This window comes from Arthrobacter crusticola (assembly GCF_004357995.1).
Classification (GTDB): Bacteria; Actinomycetota; Actinomycetes; order Actinomycetales; family Micrococcaceae; genus Arthrobacter_D; species Arthrobacter_D crusticola.
This window is the reverse complement of the sequence record NZ_SMTK01000001.1, coordinates 113,386-133,023: the sequence shown is the minus strand read 5'-3', so window position 1 is coordinate 133,023 and position 19,638 is coordinate 113,386. Positions and strand designations below refer to the sequence as shown.

The window sequence follows — 19,638 nt, the reverse complement described above, 5'->3', positions numbered from 1 at the left end:
AGTCTATGGGTAACAGTCGCGGGTTCCTGTTTTCTGTTTCCGGGCTGTTACCGCATGGCGATTCGCGCCGGGCAACCTTCGATCCGGAAGGTTGCCTCCGGTACAATCGGCCGCAGCGGGCGAGCGCCCGCGGCCCGGGGGTTCGATCCCGCGGCCGACCCACCAGCTGGCACCCTAACTCCTTGGCGGAACATGACGTCCGAGCCCGCATCGTCCCCAGAGCATCTTTCCGGCGGCCAGGGGCTAAAGAACGCCCTCCGCCGGATCTTCGACTCACAGATCCCGAACTACGGCGCCTACAACCTCGTCTTTGCCGCACCGGAGGAACCGGAGCAGGGCGAGGCTCCAGCGCCTGACGGGACGTCCTACGTGCTCGGTTACCGCTGGAAGCCGGCCGAGCTGATGATCGCGCCGGTGCGGGTTGCGGACCTCAGCAGCGCAGGGTCACCGGTGGAGGTCAATATGACGAACCTGGCGCATGCGACTATGTGGGACGACAACACCTACGAGGTCGGCACCAGCACGGGAAAGGTCTTCCGTTTCGCCGTCGAGGACCAACCCGTGCTGGATGTCGGTCCGGGCAACGGCATCGTCCTCGAGCAGGACGTCGACCGGATCGATTTCGACGCCTTCATGGAGGCCTTCATCGGGCTCGCCTAGGCCCTAGGACCACGGACCGCGCTGGACCAGGTTCTCAGGGGCGGCGCCGGCGCCCAGCAGGTGAAGCTGGCGCTCAAGGAGCCGGACGATGCGGGGCCAGAATGCCCCGGAGTTGCCTCCGACGTGCGGGGTGATCAGCGCACCGGGGGCCCGCCACAATGGGTGCTCCGCCGGCAGCGGCTCGGGATCCACGACGTCGAGGGCGGCCCGAAGCCTGCCCGCCACCACCTCCCGCGTCAGCGCTTCGGTGTCGACCACCGGGCCGCGGGCAACATTGACCACCAGGGCGCCGTCCGGAAGCGCAGCGAGCACCTCGGCCCCGATCAGCCCCTGGGTCGCCTCGGTCAGCGGAGTGATGACGATGACGACATCGTGGTCGGGCGCCAGTGCCACGAGCTCGGAGGCCGCGTGGACATGCCCGGACTCGTCGTCGCGGGCTGAGCTGCCGACCCGGGTGAGAACGACGTCGAAGGCGTCGAGGCGGCGCTTGATCTCCCGGCCGATGCCGCCCACGCCGACCAGGAGGACGCGCCGGTCGGCGAGTCCCGGGTACCGCCGGGGGCGCCACCGGCCCTCGCGCTGATTACGAACGGCGTCGTCGATCCCGCGCAGCGAGGCCAGGGCCAGGCCGACGGCGAGTTCAGCTGTCGCGGCGGCGTGGACTCCCGACGCGGTGGCGATGCCGACCCCGGGCCCGACGAGGTCGGTCACCCCGTCGTAGCCGGTGGTCTGGGTCTGGACGAGCTTTAGGCCCGGCGCCGCGGGCAGGGCGGATCGCAGGTCGGGACTGCCCGTGTAGGGAAGGACCACGGCGTCGACCTCTGCCGGGTCAACCCCGGCCGGGGCGCCGTCGAAGTCCCAGACCGCCAGCCGGATGGCGCCTGCGGCGGGAGCGAGGGCCTCCCGCAGGTCCTCCGAGGGGACGGTGAGGGTTCGAATCGCGTGGCCGGGCCTGCCGCTGGTCTCCATCGGGCCAGCCTAACGGCGCCGCCGGCCGGAGTGCACCGCACGGTGCGGCGGCGCCGCCGCCGCTCAGGCGTGTGTGATCATACAAGGACCGGCGCCGCCTGCGAATGAGCTGCCGCCTGCCCACCGCCGTTCAGCCACCTCCGGAGCCGCAGCTTGGATCGAGCCCTGTCGTACCTCACGTTCAACCCGGAGCACTTCGAGCGGCTCTCCCCCCGCCGTCGGATGCTGCTCAGCCAGGTACCCCTGACCGCGACGGCCCTGATCCTCCTGGCCGTGGTGGCCGTCTTCGCGCCGGCTCTCCTTGCAGGGACCCTGCTGCAGTTGTGCATGCTGATGCACCTGCTGCTGCTCGTGCTCTGCGCCGCCGTTCCCTGGCACCGCCTCCCCCCGGCCGCGACGCTCGCCATACCGGTCCTCGAATTCATCCCGATCGCCCTGATGCGCGAAGGAGCGGGCACCGAATTCACGGCCCTCGGACTCCTCGCCGCCTTCCCTGTCATCTGGTTGACAGCCTCGGGAATCCACCCCCGCGCCGCGATCCTCACCGGAGTTCTTGGCTCCCTGGCCGTGGTGTGGCTGCCGCAGTTCCTGCGTGGGCCCGTCACCGCCGAGGAACTGGCCCGGCCCATGCTCCTGCCCATCATGATGCTGGCCATCGGCATCACCATCAGCGCCATCACCGGGGGCTTCAGGAGCCAGCGGAGGATACTTGAGAGCAAGGATGCGGAACTCCGCTCGCTCCTTCAGGCCAGCGCCCGGCGCGAACGGCTGCTCCACACCGTGGTGAACGCCGTCGACGTCGGGGTGCTCGCCGTCGACTCCTCAGGCAAGGAGATTCTCGCCAATCAGAAGCACCGGCGGCTGATGCCCTCGACCGCGGCGCCGGCCGGCGCCGTCCACGGCGAGGCCGCCGCCCCCATGTTCGAGGAGGATGGAACCACCGTCCTGCCGCCGGAACGGCGTCCGCTGTACCGGGCGGTCGGGGGCGAGACCTTCTCGAAGGAAGTGGTGCGGATCGGCACCGGCCCCGAGCAGAAGACCCTCTCGGCGTCCGCTGCCCGGATGAGGTCCGACGACGGTCGCCACGACGGCACGGTTGTCACCTTCAGCGACGTGACCGAACTGATGTCGGCGCTGAACGCCAAGCAGGCCTTCATCTCCAACATCACGCACGAACTGCGCACCCCTCTGACGTCGATCGTCGGGTATGTCGAAATGCTCTCGGGCGTCGACGGCGCGCCCGCGCCGATGGTGGCCGGGCTCGACGTCGTCTCCCGCAACGCCCAGCGGCTGCTCGGCCTGGTTAACGACCTGCTGGGGACCGCCGACGGCCCGACGGCCCTCGATCCCTCCCCCATCGACTTTGTGCAGGTGGTCTCCCAGGCCATCGCGTCGGCGACACCCCGCGCCATCGAGGCGGGAGTACTGCTCGACACCGAACTGGCGGACGGCCTGCGCGTCGTGTGTGACCCCGGGAAGATCGGGCAGGTGCTCGATAACCTCATCTCAAACGCGATTAAGTACTCTCCGCGCGGCGGGACTGTCACGGTCTCCGCACGATCCGCGGACGGCCGGCTGCTGTGCACCGTGGCCGACACCGGGATGGGAATGAGCGAGGCCGATTGCCGCAACGTGTTCACCCGGTTTTTCCGAAGCCCGGAGGCGGTGCGTGCGGCGATTCCGGGCGTGGGACTCGGCCTGGCCATTGTGAAGGAAATTATCGAACAGCACGATGGCGGAATCGAGTGCCGGAGCCGGCTCGGCGAGGGTACGTCCATGGTCTTCTGCCTGCCCCTGAAGCAGCCGGCCCTGAGCGTGAGCTGAACGGCCGGTCCCCTCGATTTTTCGATTCCGCAGGAGTGCTGGTAGAGTTTCATGCTGTTGCGGATGACACGGACTTGCAAAAAACGACCGTCTCGACGCCACGCACCTCTAGCTCAATTGGCAGAGCAATTGACTCTTAATCAATGGGTTCCGGGTTCAAGTCCCGGGGGGTGCACAGGGAAGAAGGCGGCTCCGACCAGGCAAAACGCCCGGTCGGAGCCGCTTTCGTTTGTCCCCCTTTCAGGGGCAGGTGCACACTTACTGCACGCTTGCTTGTTACTCCACGAGTCTTACTAGAACTTCGTCAGCGCCTGGATGAGCGCGCCGGCATCCATCGGGGTCAACGCATCCGGGGCCGAGATGGGCCCCCTTGTGCCCCTCCTCGGCGGACCAGGACGGCTCGACGGTGAGCCGCCCTCCCGCAGTGATCGGACTCCCCCACCATAGACCCGGCATGGTGTCATCCTCGACGCACCCCTCCGGCGCCGACAGCGGCGCGGGAGGGCGTGCATGGGTGAAGTCTGAAGTCGGCTACGTCCTTCAAAAACGGGTCGAAGTGGTCCGATCACAGCCCGGGCCTCAGCTACCTGAAGATGAGCGGCAGATGGAAAACGCAGAACGCCGCGGGCACCGCAGCGAACCGGCCCGCCAACGTCGTCGCAGACCAATACCTTGATGAAACCATGCTCAAGCTCATCTGGGCCGAAGCAACTGGCGTATGGGTTGATGCCCCAGGGGTGGCGGTCTAGCATTCACCCCTGCGGTATCCTCCATAAGAAGTGTTGGACTGATTTGGGGGACGTGGCGTGGGCAGACTTCGGAGTATCCGGCTGAAAGAATCGGATCCCAACAAGGACGTCATGCAGGTCCCCACAGAGGAGTTCCTGGACCGCTCAGATGGGACCCTGGGCGCCGGCCCCTTCCGCGCCCGCATGGACGAAGATGGCTTCCAGATGACCGGCAATCCTATCGACCCGGCCGCGACCCCGCTGGTCTTCCTTGGAGATTCCTTCGTGGAGGCCAATTTCGTTGATGAGGACGCCCGGTTCTCCTCGGTCGTTGAAAGGGCGCTACCCCACTACCGGATCCTCAACGGTGGGTACTCCGGATCGACCACACTCCAGCTGCTCAATGTCCTCGTGAACAAGGTCTACCCAATCGTCGGCCTCGGCGGGAAGGTTCTGTTCTTCGTCGGGCAGTCCGACGTGGACCACCTCAGCAAGACGGCGAATTACTGGACATCCCACTTCCGGGGCACGCCCATCGTTCCCGGCAAAGAACCTTCCGGGACGCTCCCGCAGGGAACCGACGCCACGGAGCGGCTGCTGCGCATGGTGGTCCACGCCGCGCAGTCGCTCGACTTGGATCTCGTCCTCGCCGTGAGCCCGTTCCGCGAGGGCGACTTCAACACCGATGAGCTCCTGCGGCACCTGTACCGCCGCGACAGGGTCTTCTTCCAAGAGCAGCGGGAGCGGCGCCTCGGCGTAGTCGAATCGGTCGTGAAGGTAGCCGCCGCAACGGGGACACGGGTGATCGACTTCCACTCCCTTGTCGGGGGCGATCCGACCTGGTTCTATGACGAGCTCCACCTGAACCAGTATGGGCACGGGAAGTTTGCCACCCTGCTGGCGGGAGAAATCGGCAAGCACTTCTAATCGTGCCGCCAGGCGGAAAGCACTTACTGTAGAACGAGGGAGATCATTTGAGGAACGTACTGATTTATGGCGGATGCGTCATGAGGGACACGTTCGACTATCTCGGTGAGGGCCATACCCTCACCGGCTACGTCGCCCGGCAGTCACTGATCAGTGCAGCGTCACCACCGACAGCCCTTCTTGGGGAAGGAAAGCTAGCCTCGGCTTTCCAAAATCGTTCACTCGACGGGGACATCAACTCCACTCTGTTTCGGCAGGTCCGCGAGCTGGGCCCCTCCGCTGACATCTTTCTGATTGATCTTCTCAGCGACCGCCTCGGCGTCTATGCGCTGCCCGACAAGACCTACATCACCAACTCGCGGGAACTCCGAGCAAGCGGGCGCCTTGGCTCGTTGGAGAAGGGCCCGTCCCTCATCAAGTTCGGCACCGAGAAGCACTTCAACCTGTGGAAGCGGGCGGCCGACAAGCTCGTCGCGTCCATCAATGAAGTCGGGTTGAGGGAACGCACCCTGGTTATGGAGACACCGTGGGCCTCGCGCACTGACACCGGCGAAGAGGTCGTGTCCTTCCGAGGGATGTCCGCCTCTGAAGCAGGAGAGCTTTACCGCCCCTACTACACACACCTTCGTCGGCGAGGCCTCCTCTCAAAGAGGCTCCCCGACAAACTGGCGGTGTCCTCGTTAACTCACAAGTGGGGCCCGGAGCCCTACCACTACGCTCCGCCGGCCTATGAGTGGATGCGAGACGAAATACTAGGGGCCTTCTAGGCCCCTCCAGAGAAGCACACACCGTGGGTGCTTGTTTATTGCCCGCGATGGGGAGGACAAGACGTGTGGATTCTGGACTCATCAGCGCGGCCAGCGCGGCGTTCGTCGCCGTCTGCGGTGTCATCGGCCCGGTCATCGCCTACTTCATCCGGCGGGCTGACAAGCGCCGCGAAACCAACGATGCCCTCTTGATCGCCTTCGCCGCACAGGTCCTCGCCGTCAAGCACACCGTGCACTGCTTCATCGACCCAACCGGCCAGCATGCCGGCGGCACCTTCTTCGACCTGCCCATCTTCGGACCAACGGAAATCCCCGCCGGAACGCTCCCGATCGGACATAAGGCCCATGCCGGCCAGCACCCCCGGCGTGGAGACTTTCACGATCGACAACGGCTCGGTCGACGCGCTCTCCAAGGAATTGCACCGCTTCGGAGTGATGGACCTGTACCGCATGTCCCACACCGCGCACCTCGAAGGGCCAACCGTGGGCGCCTACTGCATCCAACGCTTCATCTTCAACCAATACAGCGCCCGCATCCCGTTCAAGGTGAAGATCGGCGAAGGAACCCGGCTTGGCTACAGCAGCCTGGGCACGGTCCTGCACCCGGACACCATCATCGGCAAAAACTGCCTGACCGGCCAGAACGTTACGCTCGGATCCCGCGGCGACAGCACCCCGGTCGTTGGTAACAAGGTCTACATCGGGCGCCAAATGCCTAGGCGGGAAGATCGGCAACGTCGTGGGCGGTGCCAACGCTGTCGTCACCTCTGAAGTGCCCGACAACTGCGTGGTCGCAGGAGTCCCAGCCCGGATCATCAGCACCGATATGGAGAAATACAAGGGCTACACGACGAGACGGACGGTCAGCGCATAACCCTGCGACCGCGGTTCGGGGAGTCGGGCGTGGATTTTCAGGAAGGCGCCGGTTAGGCTGACGGAGCCAACCCACAGTGCATGACGCGGCGCGGCAGTCACCCGCCGTCAGTGCACCAGGAGTTCCAGCTTGCAAGCTTCCGCCACAACTTCGCGCCGGACTCTGCTCAAGTCCTCGGCCCTCGCCGTGGTCCTTGCCGCCGCCGGTGGCCAATTCCACGCCGCCAAGGCGCGGGCCCAGGCGTATCCGTTCGTTCCGAACCAGGCACTGGTGGACGCGTTCCTTGCACGCCGTGGAGGCCCGATCGGCACGGGCGGAAAGCCAGCGGTGTCCTTCCGGTGTGATCACCACCTGAACAAGTTCCAGTCTTTGCTCCTCCCGCTGCACCGCAAATACGACATACCAGTCACCCTCGCCTTCGGATCGAAATCGCTCCAACGCGAAGTAGGGGCTGACGGAAGCCACCTACTGACCTTCCCGGGCATCCAGAAACTCGCCCTTGAGAACGGCTTCGAGATCGGTAACCACGGCGCGACCCACCGGGATGCCGCCACGAGTACGGAGCTCCGAGCCGAGATCGTCCACTCCAAGTGGGACTTGGAGGAGGCCATGCCGAAGCTGCCCGTGGAAATGTTCGTTCCACCGGGCGTCGGCGGTACACGGTATGGAGGTTTTGACGGAGGCCGGATCCAGTCCGATTACCAGCGGTATCTGGCGGGCCGGGTGATCATCGCCAACCACGCGGTGTCCACCGGCTACATCCCTGGCGCGTGGCCAATGAACGGCGACCCGATGAGCGCGGTTGGAGCAGTGCACATCAACATAGAGAACGCCCCCTATGCGAACCGCGGGCCGGACTTCGTGCGGGCCGCTGCGCAATCGGGCCGAGGGGTGAACTTCATGTACCACCCCAACTTGATAGATCCCATCGATCTGCACGCAATCGAAGGGTTCTTCGCCTGGTGCGCCGCTGAGAGACGAGTTGGAAGGCTGGAGGTCCTTTCAAGCACCGGCATGATGGCCGCCAAATTCGGCAGCGCTCAGCGCCACAATATGCTCTCCTCCACTGCCAGCTTCAGTGGCGGCTGGAACGGTTGGAACGGGTCCACGGCGAACTGGGCACTGCTTACCGAGGGTGGGACCAGGTACGCCAGACGGGGATCAGGATCCACGAGTCTCTCCAAGGACGTCAATGTCGGCTCCTATGCTGGCTCGACCCGGCAACTACGCATCCCATTGCGGTCCACTACAGGGGCATCGGTCCGAATCGAGATCCTCGATGCAGCATCCCCGTCTCGCCTGCTGATCACCCGTGACGCCACACTGCCGAAAAGTGCGAACTTCGCCGACATCAACCACTACCTGACTCTGCCCTTACGCGACACCGCACGCCTGCGGGTGAGAATCACCCCCCGCTCCGGCGGAGAGATACACCTGCACGAACCAAAACTCCTCGCCGCGTAACGGATGAGCGCTTCGCACAGCTCCTGGCACGGCATCCCGCCGCCGGCTGACCGCTTCACTCCCTCGGTCCAGCTCGAGCAGCCCGCCGAGGGTGTCCACTGGACGAGGGAGAAGGCGCCACCACTGTGGGCGGATCTCGCCTACGAAAACAAGTCCAAGCAGACGGTGAAGGGCATCGCCATGGCATGGACGAAGGAGCTGGTGTGGATGCAGTGGATCGAGCACTCCAAGCCCAGGCATGCAGGGGTGGAGGCGGGCGCGTGCCGGCGCCGGGAGATCCCGCAGCGCAACCTCCACCGGGACGGATGAGGGGAAAACGCCCCTCCGCTGCACGCTTATTCTTGCAACACCTGTTCTCTGAATGAAACATTCCGAGGGGAATGGCGCCCCCGCAGCCAAAATCCGCGTCAGATCAAGGAACTCTGCGCACAGAAGTTTCAATCCTGAAACTGTCAAACCCCTATAAAATCTCCATCGATGGGTTCCGGGTTCAAGTCCCGGTGGGGTGCACAGGGAGGAAAGCGGCTCCTACTCGACATCATGTCGGGTGGGGGCCGCTTCTCTTTTGCCTCAGATCGGGCTCACTCTGAGTTTCAGGCTGACCACCGAGGTCAGAATTGGTGCGACCACGCGCGCTCGAACTTGGTGAGCGCATGGGCGGGCGCCGCGCCGTCTACACCGCAACCACGGACAACGTAGGTTGCTGGCACCACCCGCGCGATGACGATGAGTGTCGATGCGGTCAATCCGAAATGGAAGAACAGGCCGGCTATGTGACCCTTTGGTTCCCAGAGGACGTCTCCTAGGCGTGATCGGAGCAGTCCTCGCAGAACACCGTCTCCGCCAGTTCCCCGCAACACTGACACCTATGCTCCCTGTATTCCATAAAACAACGCTACGAGTGCCGAAGGTTTGGGGTCCCGGGTAGGCGCTACCCGTTCCCGCAGCGGAGAAGTCAGGTAGTCGGTGCCGCCGCCCTGCCCTGCCCGGCCCGCGGGGGTCGCGGGGGCCCGCGGCCGGTGGTAAGAGGCGGGACCTGGCTGGGTCTATGCTTAAGACAGAAGCTCCCAGCGGGCTTCGAGGAACCCGGCAAGCTCTCGCCAGCTGCCGGGTTCCGTTCGTTGTAAGGTAGGTGCGACGCCACAGCGCAACCCGTGGGGCCGCAACCGACTCCTCCCGGCCTTCAGGAGCTCCGCGTGAAATCCAACGCCGATGACCCGCAGCGGTTCGACTTCCATCCCTGGCCGCAGCTGCCGCGCTCCGGCGGGCGCTCCACGGCACGGCTCCTGATCGGCAGCATCATCCTCGCCATCATCGTTATCGACACGGCCCTGTCCGGGCCTAACCTCGGCCGCATCATCGTCGCCTGCATCGTCCTGTACGTCGTGGTCATCTGGATGAGGCGCGAGCGTCCGCAGCAGCCGGACCGGTAGTGCGGCGCTAGTCGTCGGGGTGGTGGCGCAACTCCTGGACCGCCGCGCACACAGCCGCCGGCGGGCCGTCCACCGCGCAGTGGCGCAGGGTCGCGGCACCGGTCACAGCGGACCCGGTAGTCCATGCACCGGCAGCGCGGCCGGCCCCGGCACCGCTGGTGTCGGCGGTTCCAGCACCGGTGGCGTCTGTGGGCATCGGCGCCTTCGACTCCGGCTGTGCCGAGCGATCCGCCCCTTCGGGCAGTGCGGGGTTGCGGATCGTGACTGCGGCCAGGACCGCCGCGGCGGCAAGGACCCCGGCGCACGCCATCGCCGCGAACCGGAACCCCTCGGCGAAGACCGGCGGATCCGTGTAGGCGTCCCCTGACAGTCCGGCGAGGGCCGGAAGCACCGCGATGGCGAGAAGGCCTGCGGCGCGGGCGACAGCGTTGTTGACGCCGGAGGCGAGGCCGGCCTGCGCGTCGGGCACGGAGGACAGCGCCGTGGAGGTCAGCGGTGCGACCAGCAGGGAAAGTCCGAGCCCAAGGACGACAACCGAGGGAAGGACGTCGACCCAGTAGGACGCGCCCTCGCCGATGCCCAGCATCATCAGCGCGGCTACCGCGCAGATGGCCGGGCCCGCCGCCATGGGAAACCGCGGCCCGATGCGTACACTCAGCGCACCGGCCCGAGAGGACAGCAGGAGCATCAGCACGGTCACCGGCAGCAGCGCGATTCCCGCCGCAAGCGGAGAGAAGCCGGCGACGACCTGCAGGTGGACGACGAGCAGGAAGAAGATGCCCCCGAAGGCGCCGTAGATGAGGAAGGTGACGGCGTTCGTGGCACTGAACTGGCGCACCGCGAAGATGCCCAGCGGCAGCATGGGCCGGGCCAGCCTGCTCTCCGTGATGAAGAAAGCGATGATGCACACCGTGCCGAATGCGGCCGCGGTGACCACCGGCGCGGCCAGAGGCCCGGCGGTGGGGATGTCGATCAGCGCGTAGGTCCAGCCGCCCAGCGCCCCCGCCCCCAGCAGACCGCCGAGGTAGTCCGGGGCACCGGTGGCCGAGGGGTTTCGGGTTTCCGGGACGTGGCGGTGGGAGATGATGACGACGACGGCGGCGATCGGCACGTTGATGAGGAAGATCCACCGCCAGGAGACGCTTTCGACGAGCCAGCCGCCCAGGAAGGGCCCGATGGCCGTCGCCACACCTCCGAGTCCCGACCAGGCGCCGATGGCCCGCGCGCGGTCCTCCCAGACGAATGATGCCTGGATCATGGCCAGGCTGCCCGGGGTCAGCAGGGCCCCTCCGATCCCCTGCAGGGCACGCGCGGCGATCAGGGTGCCGGCGTTGGGGGCCAGCCCGCACAGCAGCGAAGCCACGGCGAACCATACGACGCCGATGACGAACACGCGCTTGCGGCCGTACCGGTCGCCCAGCGATCCGCCCAGCAGGATGAAGGCGGCCAGGGTCAGCGTATAGGCCGTGATCGTCCACTGCAGGACCTCGAAGGGCGCATTGAATTCCTCGCCGATCGCGGGAAGCGCCACGTTGACGACTGTGGCGTCGATCCCCGCGATTGCCGACCCCAGAATGGATGCCAGCAACAGCCAGCGGCCTGACGCCGACCCGAACCGTACAACCTCGTTCATGAATCATCTGCCTCCCGGCAGGCCTCCCGGCCGCTGCCAACAGTCAGTGTCCCATCGACCGGAAAGCCAAACAAGGAAGGTGCCCGGGAACCGGCCAGCATGACGCCGCGGCTCCCGGGCACCGTAAGCACACCGTTCCACTCCGGTCCGGCCGGTGGCCGGACCGTGCCCGTCCCCCGGCCGTGGCCGGTCGAGGCCCGGACCGGAGCGGGCGCTCAGGAGTTGGAGGCCTCCTTGTTGACGTCCGTTGGGGAGTCATACTCCCGGTCGGGCAGCCCCCGCAGGGTCTCCATCACGTCGTCACCGGCGCCTGAGCCCTCGGCGTGCTTCACCAGGTCGTCCTTGGATACGGGGTAGTCGATTCCCCCGAGTGCTTTCTGGATATCGATCGGGCTTGGATTGGCCATTGCGTGCGTCCCTTCTGTTGATGGATCGATTCACTGGCCGAGGATCACCCCGGCAGCGTCTATGGCGCGGTCGATGACCGTCGTCGGTGACTCAAGATGCACCGCCCCGGAGGGCAGCAGGCCGGCTCCACCGTGGCGCTCCATGACGCGCCACTGCGCCGTGACATCCTCACCGGCGTGGGCGGGCGGAAGGTCCTCCCAGAAATCGAACCCGCCGCACTGCTGCAGCGCCCTCCGGTCGAACAGGACGCACCCGCCGACCCACGCGACCTTGTAGAGCAGCCAGGCTCCCGGTTCGACGTCCAGCCCGGCGGCGGCATGGGCGAGGTTCGCGGCGTTATGGAGCGGCCATCTGGCAAAGCCGGGGCTCGAGGGCCGCACCCGTTCCGGAACCACCCGGCCGTCCTCCCAGAACTCAAGGGGCGCGCGTTCCTGCGGGCGGTCGTCCGTAAGGTGGGACAGGCCCTGGACGGCGGAGCCGACGAACCCGGCGCCGGAGGCGGCGAGTGCAGCGTGCATCCGCTGCAGCGTCCCCGGTTCGAGCCACACGTCGTTGTCCAGGAACAGCACGCAGGGTGCCTCCGCAAGGCCGAGGAGATGGCTGCGGTGTTCGGCCAGGCCCCGGCGGGGCAAGTGGCGCCCGCACTGCACGGCGCGGCCCTGGGCGCGGAGCACCCGCACCATCGCCTGCACCGCGGGGTGCTCCCACGCCGGGGCGCCCTCGGTCTGGTCACTGATGATGACCCGGAAGTCGGGGGTGTCCTGCGCGGCCAGGCCGGCGAGGGTCACGGCCAGCTCGGCGGGCCGGGCAAAGGAAGGGATGAGGACGTCGATTTCCGGGTCGGCGGGTTTGGCCGGCACACCCCAGTCCGCCGACCAGCGCCGGGTCACGACGCGCCCTCCACCACCGGACCCGGCCCGCGGATCTTCCGCACCACCGCCGAGGTGGACCGTTCGGGAACGTAGTCGAGGATCCGCACCGTCCCGCCGCACGCCTCAACGGCCGGTGTCTCGGCGAGCATCTGCTCGGAGTAGTCGCCGCCCTTGGCGTAGATGTCCGGGCGCAGGGCCTCGATCAGGGGCACCGGGGTGTCGGTGCTGAACACGGTGACATAGTCGACGCAACTGAGGGCGGCCAGCACGCCGGCCCGGTCGGCGGCGGGGTTGATGGGGCGGTCGGGGCCCTTGAGCCGCCGCACCCCGTCGTCGTCGTTCACGGCGACGACGAGCACGTCGCCGAGCTGCTTGGCCTGGTTGAGGTAGGCAGTGTGGCCGCGGTGGAGTACGTCGAAACAGCCGTTGGTGAGCACGATCCTCCGCCCCTCGGCCCGCTCCCGCCGGATGGCCTGCAGCAGCTCGTCCGGTTCAAGCGCCGTTCCCGCGAAGCTGCCGAGGTGCTGGGCCAGGTCCGCGGCCGAACAGACCGAGGTGCCGGCGCGGTGCACCACGATGTCGGCGCCTGCCTGGGCGAGGTCGAGGCTGGTGGTCAGCGGCAGCCCGGCGGCGCGGGCGGCGGCCAGGCATGCCACAAAGGTGTCCCCCGCGCCGGAGGCCTGCTTCTCGGTCGCAGGCCTCGCCCAGGTGCGGTGGAACTCGCCGTCGGCGGTCAGCAGTACCGTGCCGTCGCGGTCGAGGGTGACCACGACGGCGGCCGCTCCACTCGCCTCGAGCAGGTCGGCGCTGCGCTGGCGCACCGCCCGGGCCCGGTCTCCCCGAGGGTCGAGCCGCTCCCCGAGCAGTCCCGCCGCCTCGCGGGCGTTGGGCGTGACCAGGTCGGGGCGCAGTGCGGCCCACGCGGCCGGGTCGTGGGCGTCCACGAGGGTCAGCCGGTCACCCTGGGCGGCGGCGAGGGCATCGCGGACCTGCCCGTCGAGGACGCCGGAGCCGTAGTCGCATACGATGACGGCGTCGCTGCCGGCGATGGCGGCGGCGGCCTCGGCGGCCACCCGCGCAGCGGCACCAGCCGGCACGCTCCGGGGGGTTTCATCGAGGCGCAGCAGCACCTGGTCGCCGCCGAGGATGCGGTACTTGGTGGTCGTGGTGATGGCCGGATCCTCGACGAGGTGGGTGACGTCAACGCCCGCCTCGGTGAGCAGTCGGCGCAGTCGAGCGCCGGCGTCGTCGGCGCCCGTAAGCCCGCATAGGCGCACCCGCGCTCCGAGGGCGGCGAGGTTCATCGCGGTATTGGCCGCGCCGCCCGGCGCGTAGTCCCGGCGGTCGAGCTCCACCACCGGCGCCGGTGCCTCCCGGCAGAGCCGCTCAATGGTGCCGCTGAACCAGCCGTCGAGCATCACATCGCCCACCACCGTGATGACCGGCGACATCGCGGCGATGCGCAGCGGAACCCAGCCCGCCAGGCCCCGGACCTCCTCGAGGCCGCCCATCAGCGTGTCCGCGCCGAAGGGGAACTGATGTGCACCACCTTGACCCGGGTGAATTCGTCGAGCAGTTCAGGCCCGTAGCCGAACCCCTCGCCGCTGATGCCCCGCGGTTGGGCCGAGCCGCCGGGGGCGCCGCCGAAGACGGCGTTGACCTTCACGGTGCCCACCGGAAGGGTGGCGACGGCCCGCTGGGCATTGGCGATGCTGCCGGTCAGCACGGTCGCGGCCAGGCCGTACCGGCCGGCGGCGGCGCGGGCAAGGCCCTCCTCGAAACTCTCGACCACGGTCACCGGGGCGACCGGGCCGAAGGTCTCCTCGGTCATCACCCGCATCACCTCGGTGCAGCCCAGGAGCACCGTGGCCGGGTAGTGTGCCCCCGGGCCTTCCGGGATCCTCCCCCCGATGGCCCGCACCGCGCCGAAGGTGATCGCCTCGGAAACCTGGGCGTGAACCTCCTCGCGCAGCTTCGTGTCAACGAGGGGGGCGAACGCTCCAGTGTCGTTGCGGCGCCGGGCCTGCTCGACGAGCGCCTCGGCGAAGCGCCCGGATATTTCGCGGTGCACGTAGATCCGCTCAACCGCCGTGCAGATCTGCCCGCTGTTGGCGAAGGCACCGACCGCGGCCTGCTCCGCGGCCCACACCGGGTCTACGTCGGCGTCGATGACGAGCGGATCATTGCCGCCGTTCTCCCGCAGCACATGCGTTCCGGTCAGTGCGGCGACCCGGGCGATGCGCTCCCCCGTGGCGCTTGAGCCGACGTGGGCGAAGACGTCGACCCCGCTCTGCCGGGTCAGGAGGGCCCCTACCTCGGCTCCGCCGGTGAGGGTGATGAGCACCCCGTAGGGGAAGGCCTGAGAGAGGACCTCCCCGAGCCGAACGCCGAGGTGGGGGCAGCGCTCGCTGGGTTTATGCACCACGGTGTTGCCCGTCACCAGCGCCGCCGCGATCAACCCCACGGCGACGGCCACCGGATCGTTCCAGGGGGTCAGCAGGACGGCGACTCCACGGGGCTCTGCCACGGTGTAGTCCGCCGCGAGCACCGCCCCGCGCAGGGCACGACCCCGGTGCACCGGCCCCAGTTCGGCGTACTGCTCAAGGGCCGACACCCCTGCGTGCACCCCGGCCAACGCCTCCTCCACGGGCCGTCCCGTCTCGCGGGCGTTCAGCTCCGCAAGCTCCGGGGCCGCGGCCCGCAGGGCATCGGCGGCCGAACGCAGGTGCCGGCCTCGGACCGCCGGGGCGGTGGCTGCCCACTCGGGGTGGACGGTGCGGGCCAGTGACAGGGCGATCTCCACCTGCTCCGGCGTTGAGGGTTCGAGGGTTCCAACAACCGTCCCGTCCCGGGGATCCAGCACGGTGATCGCGTCGGCCCCTGGGGGCGAATCGACGTGGGAATTGGTGGACATCGCGCTCCTTGGCAGGTTCTCCGGTCGGCCCGCGGCGTCTCTCGAAATCCGGCGGGTAGCTAGACCAATACCCCGGCGTCCATGCATTTACACAGCCCCGGCGCGGGGGATTTAGAAATTGTCCTGCGTCCCTGCCGGACCCTATGGTTTCCTCAACACGGCCGGGTGGAGACGGTGCGTCGGCGCCGGGACGGACCCGGGATATGGCCCGGAGTCGAATCAGGAGGGGATCATGAACCACGCCCTACCGGCGGTGGCCGAAAACATTGAAGCGACCGCCCGGGGAGTCGGACGGGTGGGTCCGGCCTTCGAGGATGTCCAGCGCATCGCGGTACTGCGCGGTGGAGGCCTCGGAGACCTCATGTTCGCCGTGCCCGCCATCGACGCCCTCAAGGCCCGGTATCCCCAGGCACGCATCACCCTGCTGGGCACCCCGCTCGCCGCCGCGCTGCTCAGGGACCGCCCCGGCCCGGTGTCCGACGTCGAGATCGTTCCGGTGGCGCCGGGCATCCGCGAGGGGACGGCCGACCCGCTGGCGGTAGAGAAGTTTTTCGACCGGATGGCTGTGCTGAACTTCGACCTGGCCGTCCAGATCCACGGCGGCGGGCGCAACTCGAATCCGTTCCTGCTCCGCCTCGGCGCCCGGCACACAATCGGAACCCGGACCCCCGACGCCGTGGCGCTCGAGCGCACCATTCCCTACGTGTACTACCAGCACGAGGTCTTCCGTGCCCTTGAGGTTGCCGGCCTCGCGGGGGCCGAACCGCGGATCCTCGAGCCGCGGATCGCGGTACGGGCGGACGAACTCGACGGCGCCGCCCGGCTCGTGCCCGGGGACGCCCCGCTGGTGACCCTCCATCCGGGCGCGACCGATCCCCGTCGGCGCTGGCCGGCGGAATCCTTCGCCGCAGTGGCCGCCCTCGCGGCCGCCGACGGCGCCCGGGTCCTCGTCGTCGGGGATGAAACCGACCTTCCGGCCGCACGGGAGATCCTTCGGCTCGTACGCCGGCAGGCGCCGGGCGCCTCGATCACCTCACTTGCCGGAGACCTCGACCTGGGCCAGCTGGCCGGGGTGCTCGCCGCGAGCACCGTGGTCGTCGGCAACGACAGCGGACCACGCCACCTCGCCCAGGCCGTGGGAACCCCGACCGTCGGGGTCTACTGGATCGGCAACGTCATCAACGCCGGCGCCATCGGCCGCACGCTGCACCGGGTCCACCTCGCCTGGGTCATCGCCTGCTCCACCTGCGGGGTGGACGTGACCCAGGTGGGCTGGACGGCCGAACGGTGCGAGCACGACGACTCGCTGGTCGGGTCCGTCCGGCCCGAGGCCGTCTACGAGGATGTGCGGCAGCTTATGGCCACGACCCTTCCTCTTCGTGGCAGATGAGCATCTGGCGCACCTCGCAGCCCCGCGGCTGAGAGAGGGCGAACAGGATGGCGGCCGCCACCCGCTCGGGGTCGTTGAGCCGTGAGTCGTCCTGCGGCTTGTACTGTTCGTCGCGGTCGTCGAAGAAGCGGGTCTTCATGCCGCCCGGGATGATGGTGGTGACCCCGATCCGGCCGGCGGTTTCGGCCGCGAGGGCGTGGGAGAAGCCGACGACGCCGAACTTCGAGGCGCAGTAGGCGGTGGCGTCGGCCACCGCACGGATGCCGAGGGTCGAGGCGATCGTCACCACCCGCCCGTGGACGGGCAGGAGGTAGGGCAGGGCGGCCCGGACGGTGGAGACGGTGCCGAGCAGGTTGACGCCCAGGACCTTCTCCCACTGCTCGGCCGGGACCTCTTCGAGCTTTCCGCAGCGGTCGATGCCGGCGGCGGTCACCACGGCGTCGAGGCCGCCGAGCGTCTCGCCCGCCTCCCGGACCGCGGCCTCGACCGCGTTCCGGTCGGCCACATCGACTTCGAAGGCCTTGACCCCGGAGACCCGGCTGACGTCGAGGTCGAGCACGACCGGGGTGCCGCCGGCGGCGAGGACGGCCTCGACGACGGCGGCTCCGAGGCCGGAGCCTCCCCCGGTGACGAGCACCCGTCCGGGGTTGAACGCAATCGGGGACCGCTGGTCGGTTGTTGGAGGTGTCATTTCTTCCTTTCGGTTGCTGCGGAGGTGCTCCCGGCCCGGCGGTTCGACCGGGCCGTCATTGGAGCGGGGCCTGCTCAGCCCACGCGGGCCAGCGCGGCCGCGAGTTTCGTGGTGGAACGGGCCGGAATGTAGGGAACGGTGACGGTCCTGCCGCCCCAGCCGGCGACGAGGCGCGCCTCCGGCAGGTCGGCGGCGGCGTAGTCGCCGCCCTTGACCCAGATGTCGGGCCGCAGGCGTTCCAAGGCGTTTTCCGGGGTCGATTCCTCGAAGACCAGCACCGCGTCGACGCACTCAAGGGCAAGGAGCAGCTCCACCCGGTCCTGAAGCTCCATGATCGGCCGGCTTTCGCCCTTGAGGCGGCGCACGGAGGCATCCGAGTTCAGGCACACAATGAGGCAGTCACCCAGCCCGCGGGCGGCGGCGAGGGTGCGGGCATGGCCGGCGTGGAGCAGGTCGAAGCAGCCGCCGGTGGCCACCACCGTGCCGCCCGCTTCGCGCGTCCGCCGGGCCGTGTCGAGGGCGTCCGCGCCGGGGACTGAAAGTACCTCCGGTTCCCGGACGGCGCGGAGGGAGGAGACCCCGCCGGCGCCCAGGAAGGAGGCCGCGGCCGCCACCGCCTCCTGCGCGGCGGCATCAAGGGGGTACCCGCGGGCCAGGGCGACAGCGAGGGTGGCGGCGAACCGGTCCCCTGCGCCGCAGGGGTCGGGGGCGGTGACCTTCGGGGCGGGCACGGCCTGGGGCAGGGCATTCTCCGCCGAGACCAGCGCACCCCGTTCCCCCAGGGTCACCACCACCGCCCGGGCCTTCCACCGCGTGCGCAGGCGGTCGGCGGCCTCGGCCGCCGCGGCGGTCCGCTCGCCGTCGACCCCGGCGAACCGGAGCGCCTCGGCCAAATTGGGCGTCACCGCGGTGGTTCCGGGCAGCGGGTCGGCCCCCGATGGGTGGGGGTCCCAGACCACCGGGACCCGCCCCACCTGCCGCGCCAGGGCCCGGCGCAGGTCCTCGTTGAGCAGCAGCCCCCGGCCGTAGTCGGCCACCACAATCGCCTCGGCGCGCTCCAGGGCGGCCACCATCTCCGGGGTGCAGGCCGGCACCGGCGCCGGCGCGCACCCCTCATCAAAGCGCACCACGGGGTGCCCGGCGGCCCGGACCCGGGTCTTCACCGGGGTGGGGGCCCCGGACGGACCGGCGGTCACGGTGATCCCCTCGAGTTCGGCGCGCAGGAGGACCGCGGCGTCATCATCGGAGAGCACCGTGACCAGTTCGGCGTCGTGGCCGTCGCGCTGGAGCATCCGCGCCACCAGCCCGGCGCCGCCGGCCCGCCGCTGCACGCTGTCGACGTCGACGACCGGCACGGGGGCGTCTGGGGAGAGGCGTTCGGCCGCCCCGGACAGGTCGGCGTCGAGGAGGACATCGCCGATCACCAGGATCCTCATGGCCGCTCCTCCCGGTACCGGCGCACTTCCGAATCGAACGCCCGGCAGAGCGCGTGCAGGGCGATCAGGTGCCCCTCCTGGGCGTTGGCTGAGGCCGCCTCCACCGCAACGTAGTCGTCGACGCAGCAGCTGAGCGGGTTGGGCGCCGGACCGGTGAGGGCCCAGGTGGTGATGCCCGCCGCCCGGGCCGCCTCCACCGCGTGCAGCAGGTTCGGGCTCTTCCCGCTCGTGCTCAACAGGATCAGCACGTCGCCCCGACGGCCGTGGGCGCGCACCTGGCGGGCAAAAAGCTGGTCGTACCCGTAGTCGTTGGCGATCGCGGTCACCGCCGAACTCTCGGCATGGAGGGAAATCGCCGAGAACGGCTCGCGCTCGCCGTCGAACCGTCCCACCAGCTCGGCGGTGAGGTGCTGTGCCTCAGCAGCCGACCCTCCGTTTCCTGCGGCGAGCAGCCGGCTCCCGGCCAGCAGGCGCCCGGCCAGCTCCACGCCCCAGCGGGCGAGGTGGTCCGCCTCGGCGCGCAGGGATTCGAGGGCGGGAAGGACCGCCGCGAGGTGGTCCACGACGGCCTTGAGGGAATGCGCGTGCCGCTCGTCCGAGAATCCGTCGAGTCCGGCCGGAAGGTCCCGGTCGTGGGCCGGCAGGGTT

At 68.7% G+C, this 19,638-nt stretch carries 20 protein-coding genes and 1 tRNA gene; 11 read left to right on the top strand and 10 right to left on the bottom strand.

Annotation, left to right across the window (positions count from 1 at the left end; translation table 11 throughout):
* Window positions 1–192 precede the first annotated feature (192 nt).
* Complete coding sequence (locus E2F48_RS00645) at window positions 193–660, top strand: hypothetical protein (RefSeq protein WP_133402115.1); 468 nt, start codon at window positions 193–195, stop codon at window positions 658–660.
* 3 nt (window positions 661–663) lie between these two features.
* Here E2F48_RS00645 and E2F48_RS00640 read toward each other — a convergent pair whose 3' ends face one another.
* Entirely contained in the window at window positions 664–1,629 is a 966-nt protein-coding gene (locus E2F48_RS00640) for a 2-hydroxyacid dehydrogenase (protein ID WP_133402114.1), read from the bottom strand.
* Between the two features lie 153 nt (window positions 1,630–1,782).
* Here E2F48_RS00640 and E2F48_RS00635 point away from each other — a divergent pair, with 153 nt between their 5' ends.
* The 5 genes from E2F48_RS00635 (at window position 1,783) to E2F48_RS00620 (ending at window position 5,875) form a co-directional block, all read left to right on the top strand.
* The gene (locus E2F48_RS00635) at window positions 1,783–3,453 is read left to right on the top strand and encodes a sensor histidine kinase (RefSeq protein ID WP_133402113.1); all 1,671 of its coding nucleotides are present in this window, start codon (window positions 1,783–1,785) and stop codon (window positions 3,451–3,453) included.
* A gap of 102 nt (window positions 3,454–3,555) precedes the next feature.
* Window positions 3,556–3,628 (top strand) — tRNA-Lys (locus E2F48_RS00630).
* Window positions 3,629–4,046: 418 nt separating this feature from the next.
* Window positions 4,047–4,202, top strand: a complete 156-nt coding sequence (locus tag E2F48_RS17205) for a hypothetical protein (RefSeq protein ID WP_165968656.1) — start codon at window positions 4,047–4,049, stop codon at window positions 4,200–4,202.
* Between the two features lie 111 nt (window positions 4,203–4,313).
* Window positions 4,314–5,108 (top strand): SGNH/GDSL hydrolase family protein, encoded by a 795-nt coding sequence (locus E2F48_RS00625; protein ID WP_133402112.1) that lies wholly within the window; start codon window positions 4,314–4,316, stop codon window positions 5,106–5,108.
* 47 nt (window positions 5,109–5,155) lie between these two features.
* Entirely contained in the window at window positions 5,156–5,875 is a 720-nt protein-coding gene (locus tag E2F48_RS00620; RefSeq protein ID WP_281274779.1) for a DUF6270 domain-containing protein, read from the top strand.
* Window positions 5,876–5,910: 35 nt separating this feature from the next.
* On the opposite strand, the gene E2F48_RS17200 is transcribed toward E2F48_RS00620, so the two are convergent.
* Window positions 5,911–6,264: a hypothetical protein gene (locus E2F48_RS17200; protein ID WP_165968655.1), complete on the bottom strand. Its 354-nt coding sequence runs from the start codon at window positions 6,262–6,264 to the stop codon at window positions 5,911–5,913.
* Between E2F48_RS17200 and E2F48_RS00615 the strand changes: the two genes are divergently transcribed.
* The 4 genes from E2F48_RS00615 to E2F48_RS00600 all read left to right on the top strand — a co-directional run bounded on the left by E2F48_RS00615 (window position 6,242) and on the right by E2F48_RS00600 (window position 9,646).
* Window positions 6,242–6,646 (top strand): LbetaH domain-containing protein, encoded by a 405-nt coding sequence (locus E2F48_RS00615; protein ID WP_185149767.1) that lies wholly within the window; start codon window positions 6,242–6,244, stop codon window positions 6,644–6,646. The genes E2F48_RS17200 and E2F48_RS00615 overlap by 23 nt on opposite strands.
* Window positions 6,647–6,935: 289 nt before the next feature.
* A complete protein-coding gene (locus tag E2F48_RS00610; RefSeq protein ID WP_165968654.1) occupies window positions 6,936–8,213 on the top strand; it encodes a polysaccharide deacetylase family protein in 1,278 nt (425 codons plus the stop codon).
* A 3-nt stretch (window positions 8,214–8,216) separates the two neighbouring features.
* On the top strand, window positions 8,217–8,522 hold the full coding sequence (locus E2F48_RS00605) for a hypothetical protein (protein WP_133402108.1): 306 nt from the start codon (window positions 8,217–8,219) through the stop codon (window positions 8,520–8,522).
* Window positions 8,523–9,409: 887 nt separating this feature from the next.
* Window positions 9,410–9,646, top strand: a complete 237-nt coding sequence (locus E2F48_RS00600; RefSeq protein ID WP_133402107.1) for a hypothetical protein — start codon at window positions 9,410–9,412, stop codon at window positions 9,644–9,646.
* A 7-nt stretch (window positions 9,647–9,653) separates the two neighbouring features.
* Here E2F48_RS00600 and E2F48_RS00595 read toward each other — a convergent pair whose 3' ends face one another.
* The 5 genes from E2F48_RS00595 to E2F48_RS00575 all read right to left on the bottom strand — a co-directional run bounded on the left by E2F48_RS00595 (window position 9,654) and on the right by E2F48_RS00575 (window position 15,473).
* Window positions 9,654–11,279, bottom strand: a complete 1,626-nt coding sequence (locus E2F48_RS00595; RefSeq protein ID WP_133402106.1) for an MFS transporter — start codon at window positions 11,277–11,279, stop codon at window positions 9,654–9,656.
* Between the two features lie 215 nt (window positions 11,280–11,494).
* Window positions 11,495–11,686, bottom strand: coding sequence for a DUF2795 domain-containing protein (locus tag E2F48_RS00590; RefSeq protein WP_133402105.1), 192 nt, complete (start codon window positions 11,684–11,686; stop codon window positions 11,495–11,497).
* Window positions 11,687–11,716: 30 nt separating this feature from the next.
* Complete coding sequence (locus tag E2F48_RS00585; protein WP_133402104.1) at window positions 11,717–12,577, bottom strand: glycosyltransferase; 861 nt, start codon at window positions 12,575–12,577, stop codon at window positions 11,717–11,719.
* Window positions 12,574–14,070, bottom strand: a complete 1,497-nt coding sequence (gene rfaE2 / locus E2F48_RS00580) for a D-glycero-beta-D-manno-heptose 1-phosphate adenylyltransferase (RefSeq protein WP_133402103.1) — start codon at window positions 14,068–14,070, stop codon at window positions 12,574–12,576. Before rfaE2 ends, E2F48_RS00585 begins: the two co-directional genes overlap by 4 nt.
* Complete coding sequence (locus tag E2F48_RS00575) at window positions 14,070–15,473, bottom strand: aldehyde dehydrogenase family protein (protein ID WP_133402102.1); 1,404 nt, start codon at window positions 15,471–15,473, stop codon at window positions 14,070–14,072. Before E2F48_RS00575 ends, rfaE2 begins: the two co-directional genes overlap by 1 nt.
* A gap of 232 nt (window positions 15,474–15,705) precedes the next feature.
* Between E2F48_RS00575 and E2F48_RS00570 the strand changes: the two genes are divergently transcribed.
* Window positions 15,706–16,863 (top strand): glycosyltransferase family 9 protein, encoded by a 1,158-nt coding sequence (locus E2F48_RS00570; protein ID WP_133402101.1) that lies wholly within the window; start codon window positions 15,706–15,708, stop codon window positions 16,861–16,863.
* Here the strand turns inward: E2F48_RS00570 and E2F48_RS00565 are convergent.
* From E2F48_RS00565 to E2F48_RS00555, 3 genes are all read right to left on the bottom strand, one after another.
* Window positions 16,829–17,554, bottom strand: coding sequence for an SDR family oxidoreductase (locus E2F48_RS00565; RefSeq protein ID WP_133402100.1), 726 nt, complete (start codon window positions 17,552–17,554; stop codon window positions 16,829–16,831). The two genes, E2F48_RS00570 and E2F48_RS00565, sit on opposite strands and share 35 nt — an antisense overlap.
* A gap of 74 nt (window positions 17,555–17,628) precedes the next feature.
* Window positions 17,629–18,990: a PfkB family carbohydrate kinase gene (locus E2F48_RS00560; RefSeq protein WP_133402099.1), complete on the bottom strand. Its 1,362-nt coding sequence runs from the start codon at window positions 18,988–18,990 to the stop codon at window positions 17,629–17,631.
* On the bottom strand, window positions 18,987–19,553 hold the full coding sequence (locus E2F48_RS00555) for a D-sedoheptulose-7-phosphate isomerase (RefSeq protein WP_246018503.1): 567 nt from the start codon (window positions 19,551–19,553) through the stop codon (window positions 18,987–18,989). Before E2F48_RS00555 ends, E2F48_RS00560 begins: the two co-directional genes overlap by 4 nt.
* Window positions 19,554–19,638: the final 85 nt, after the last annotated feature.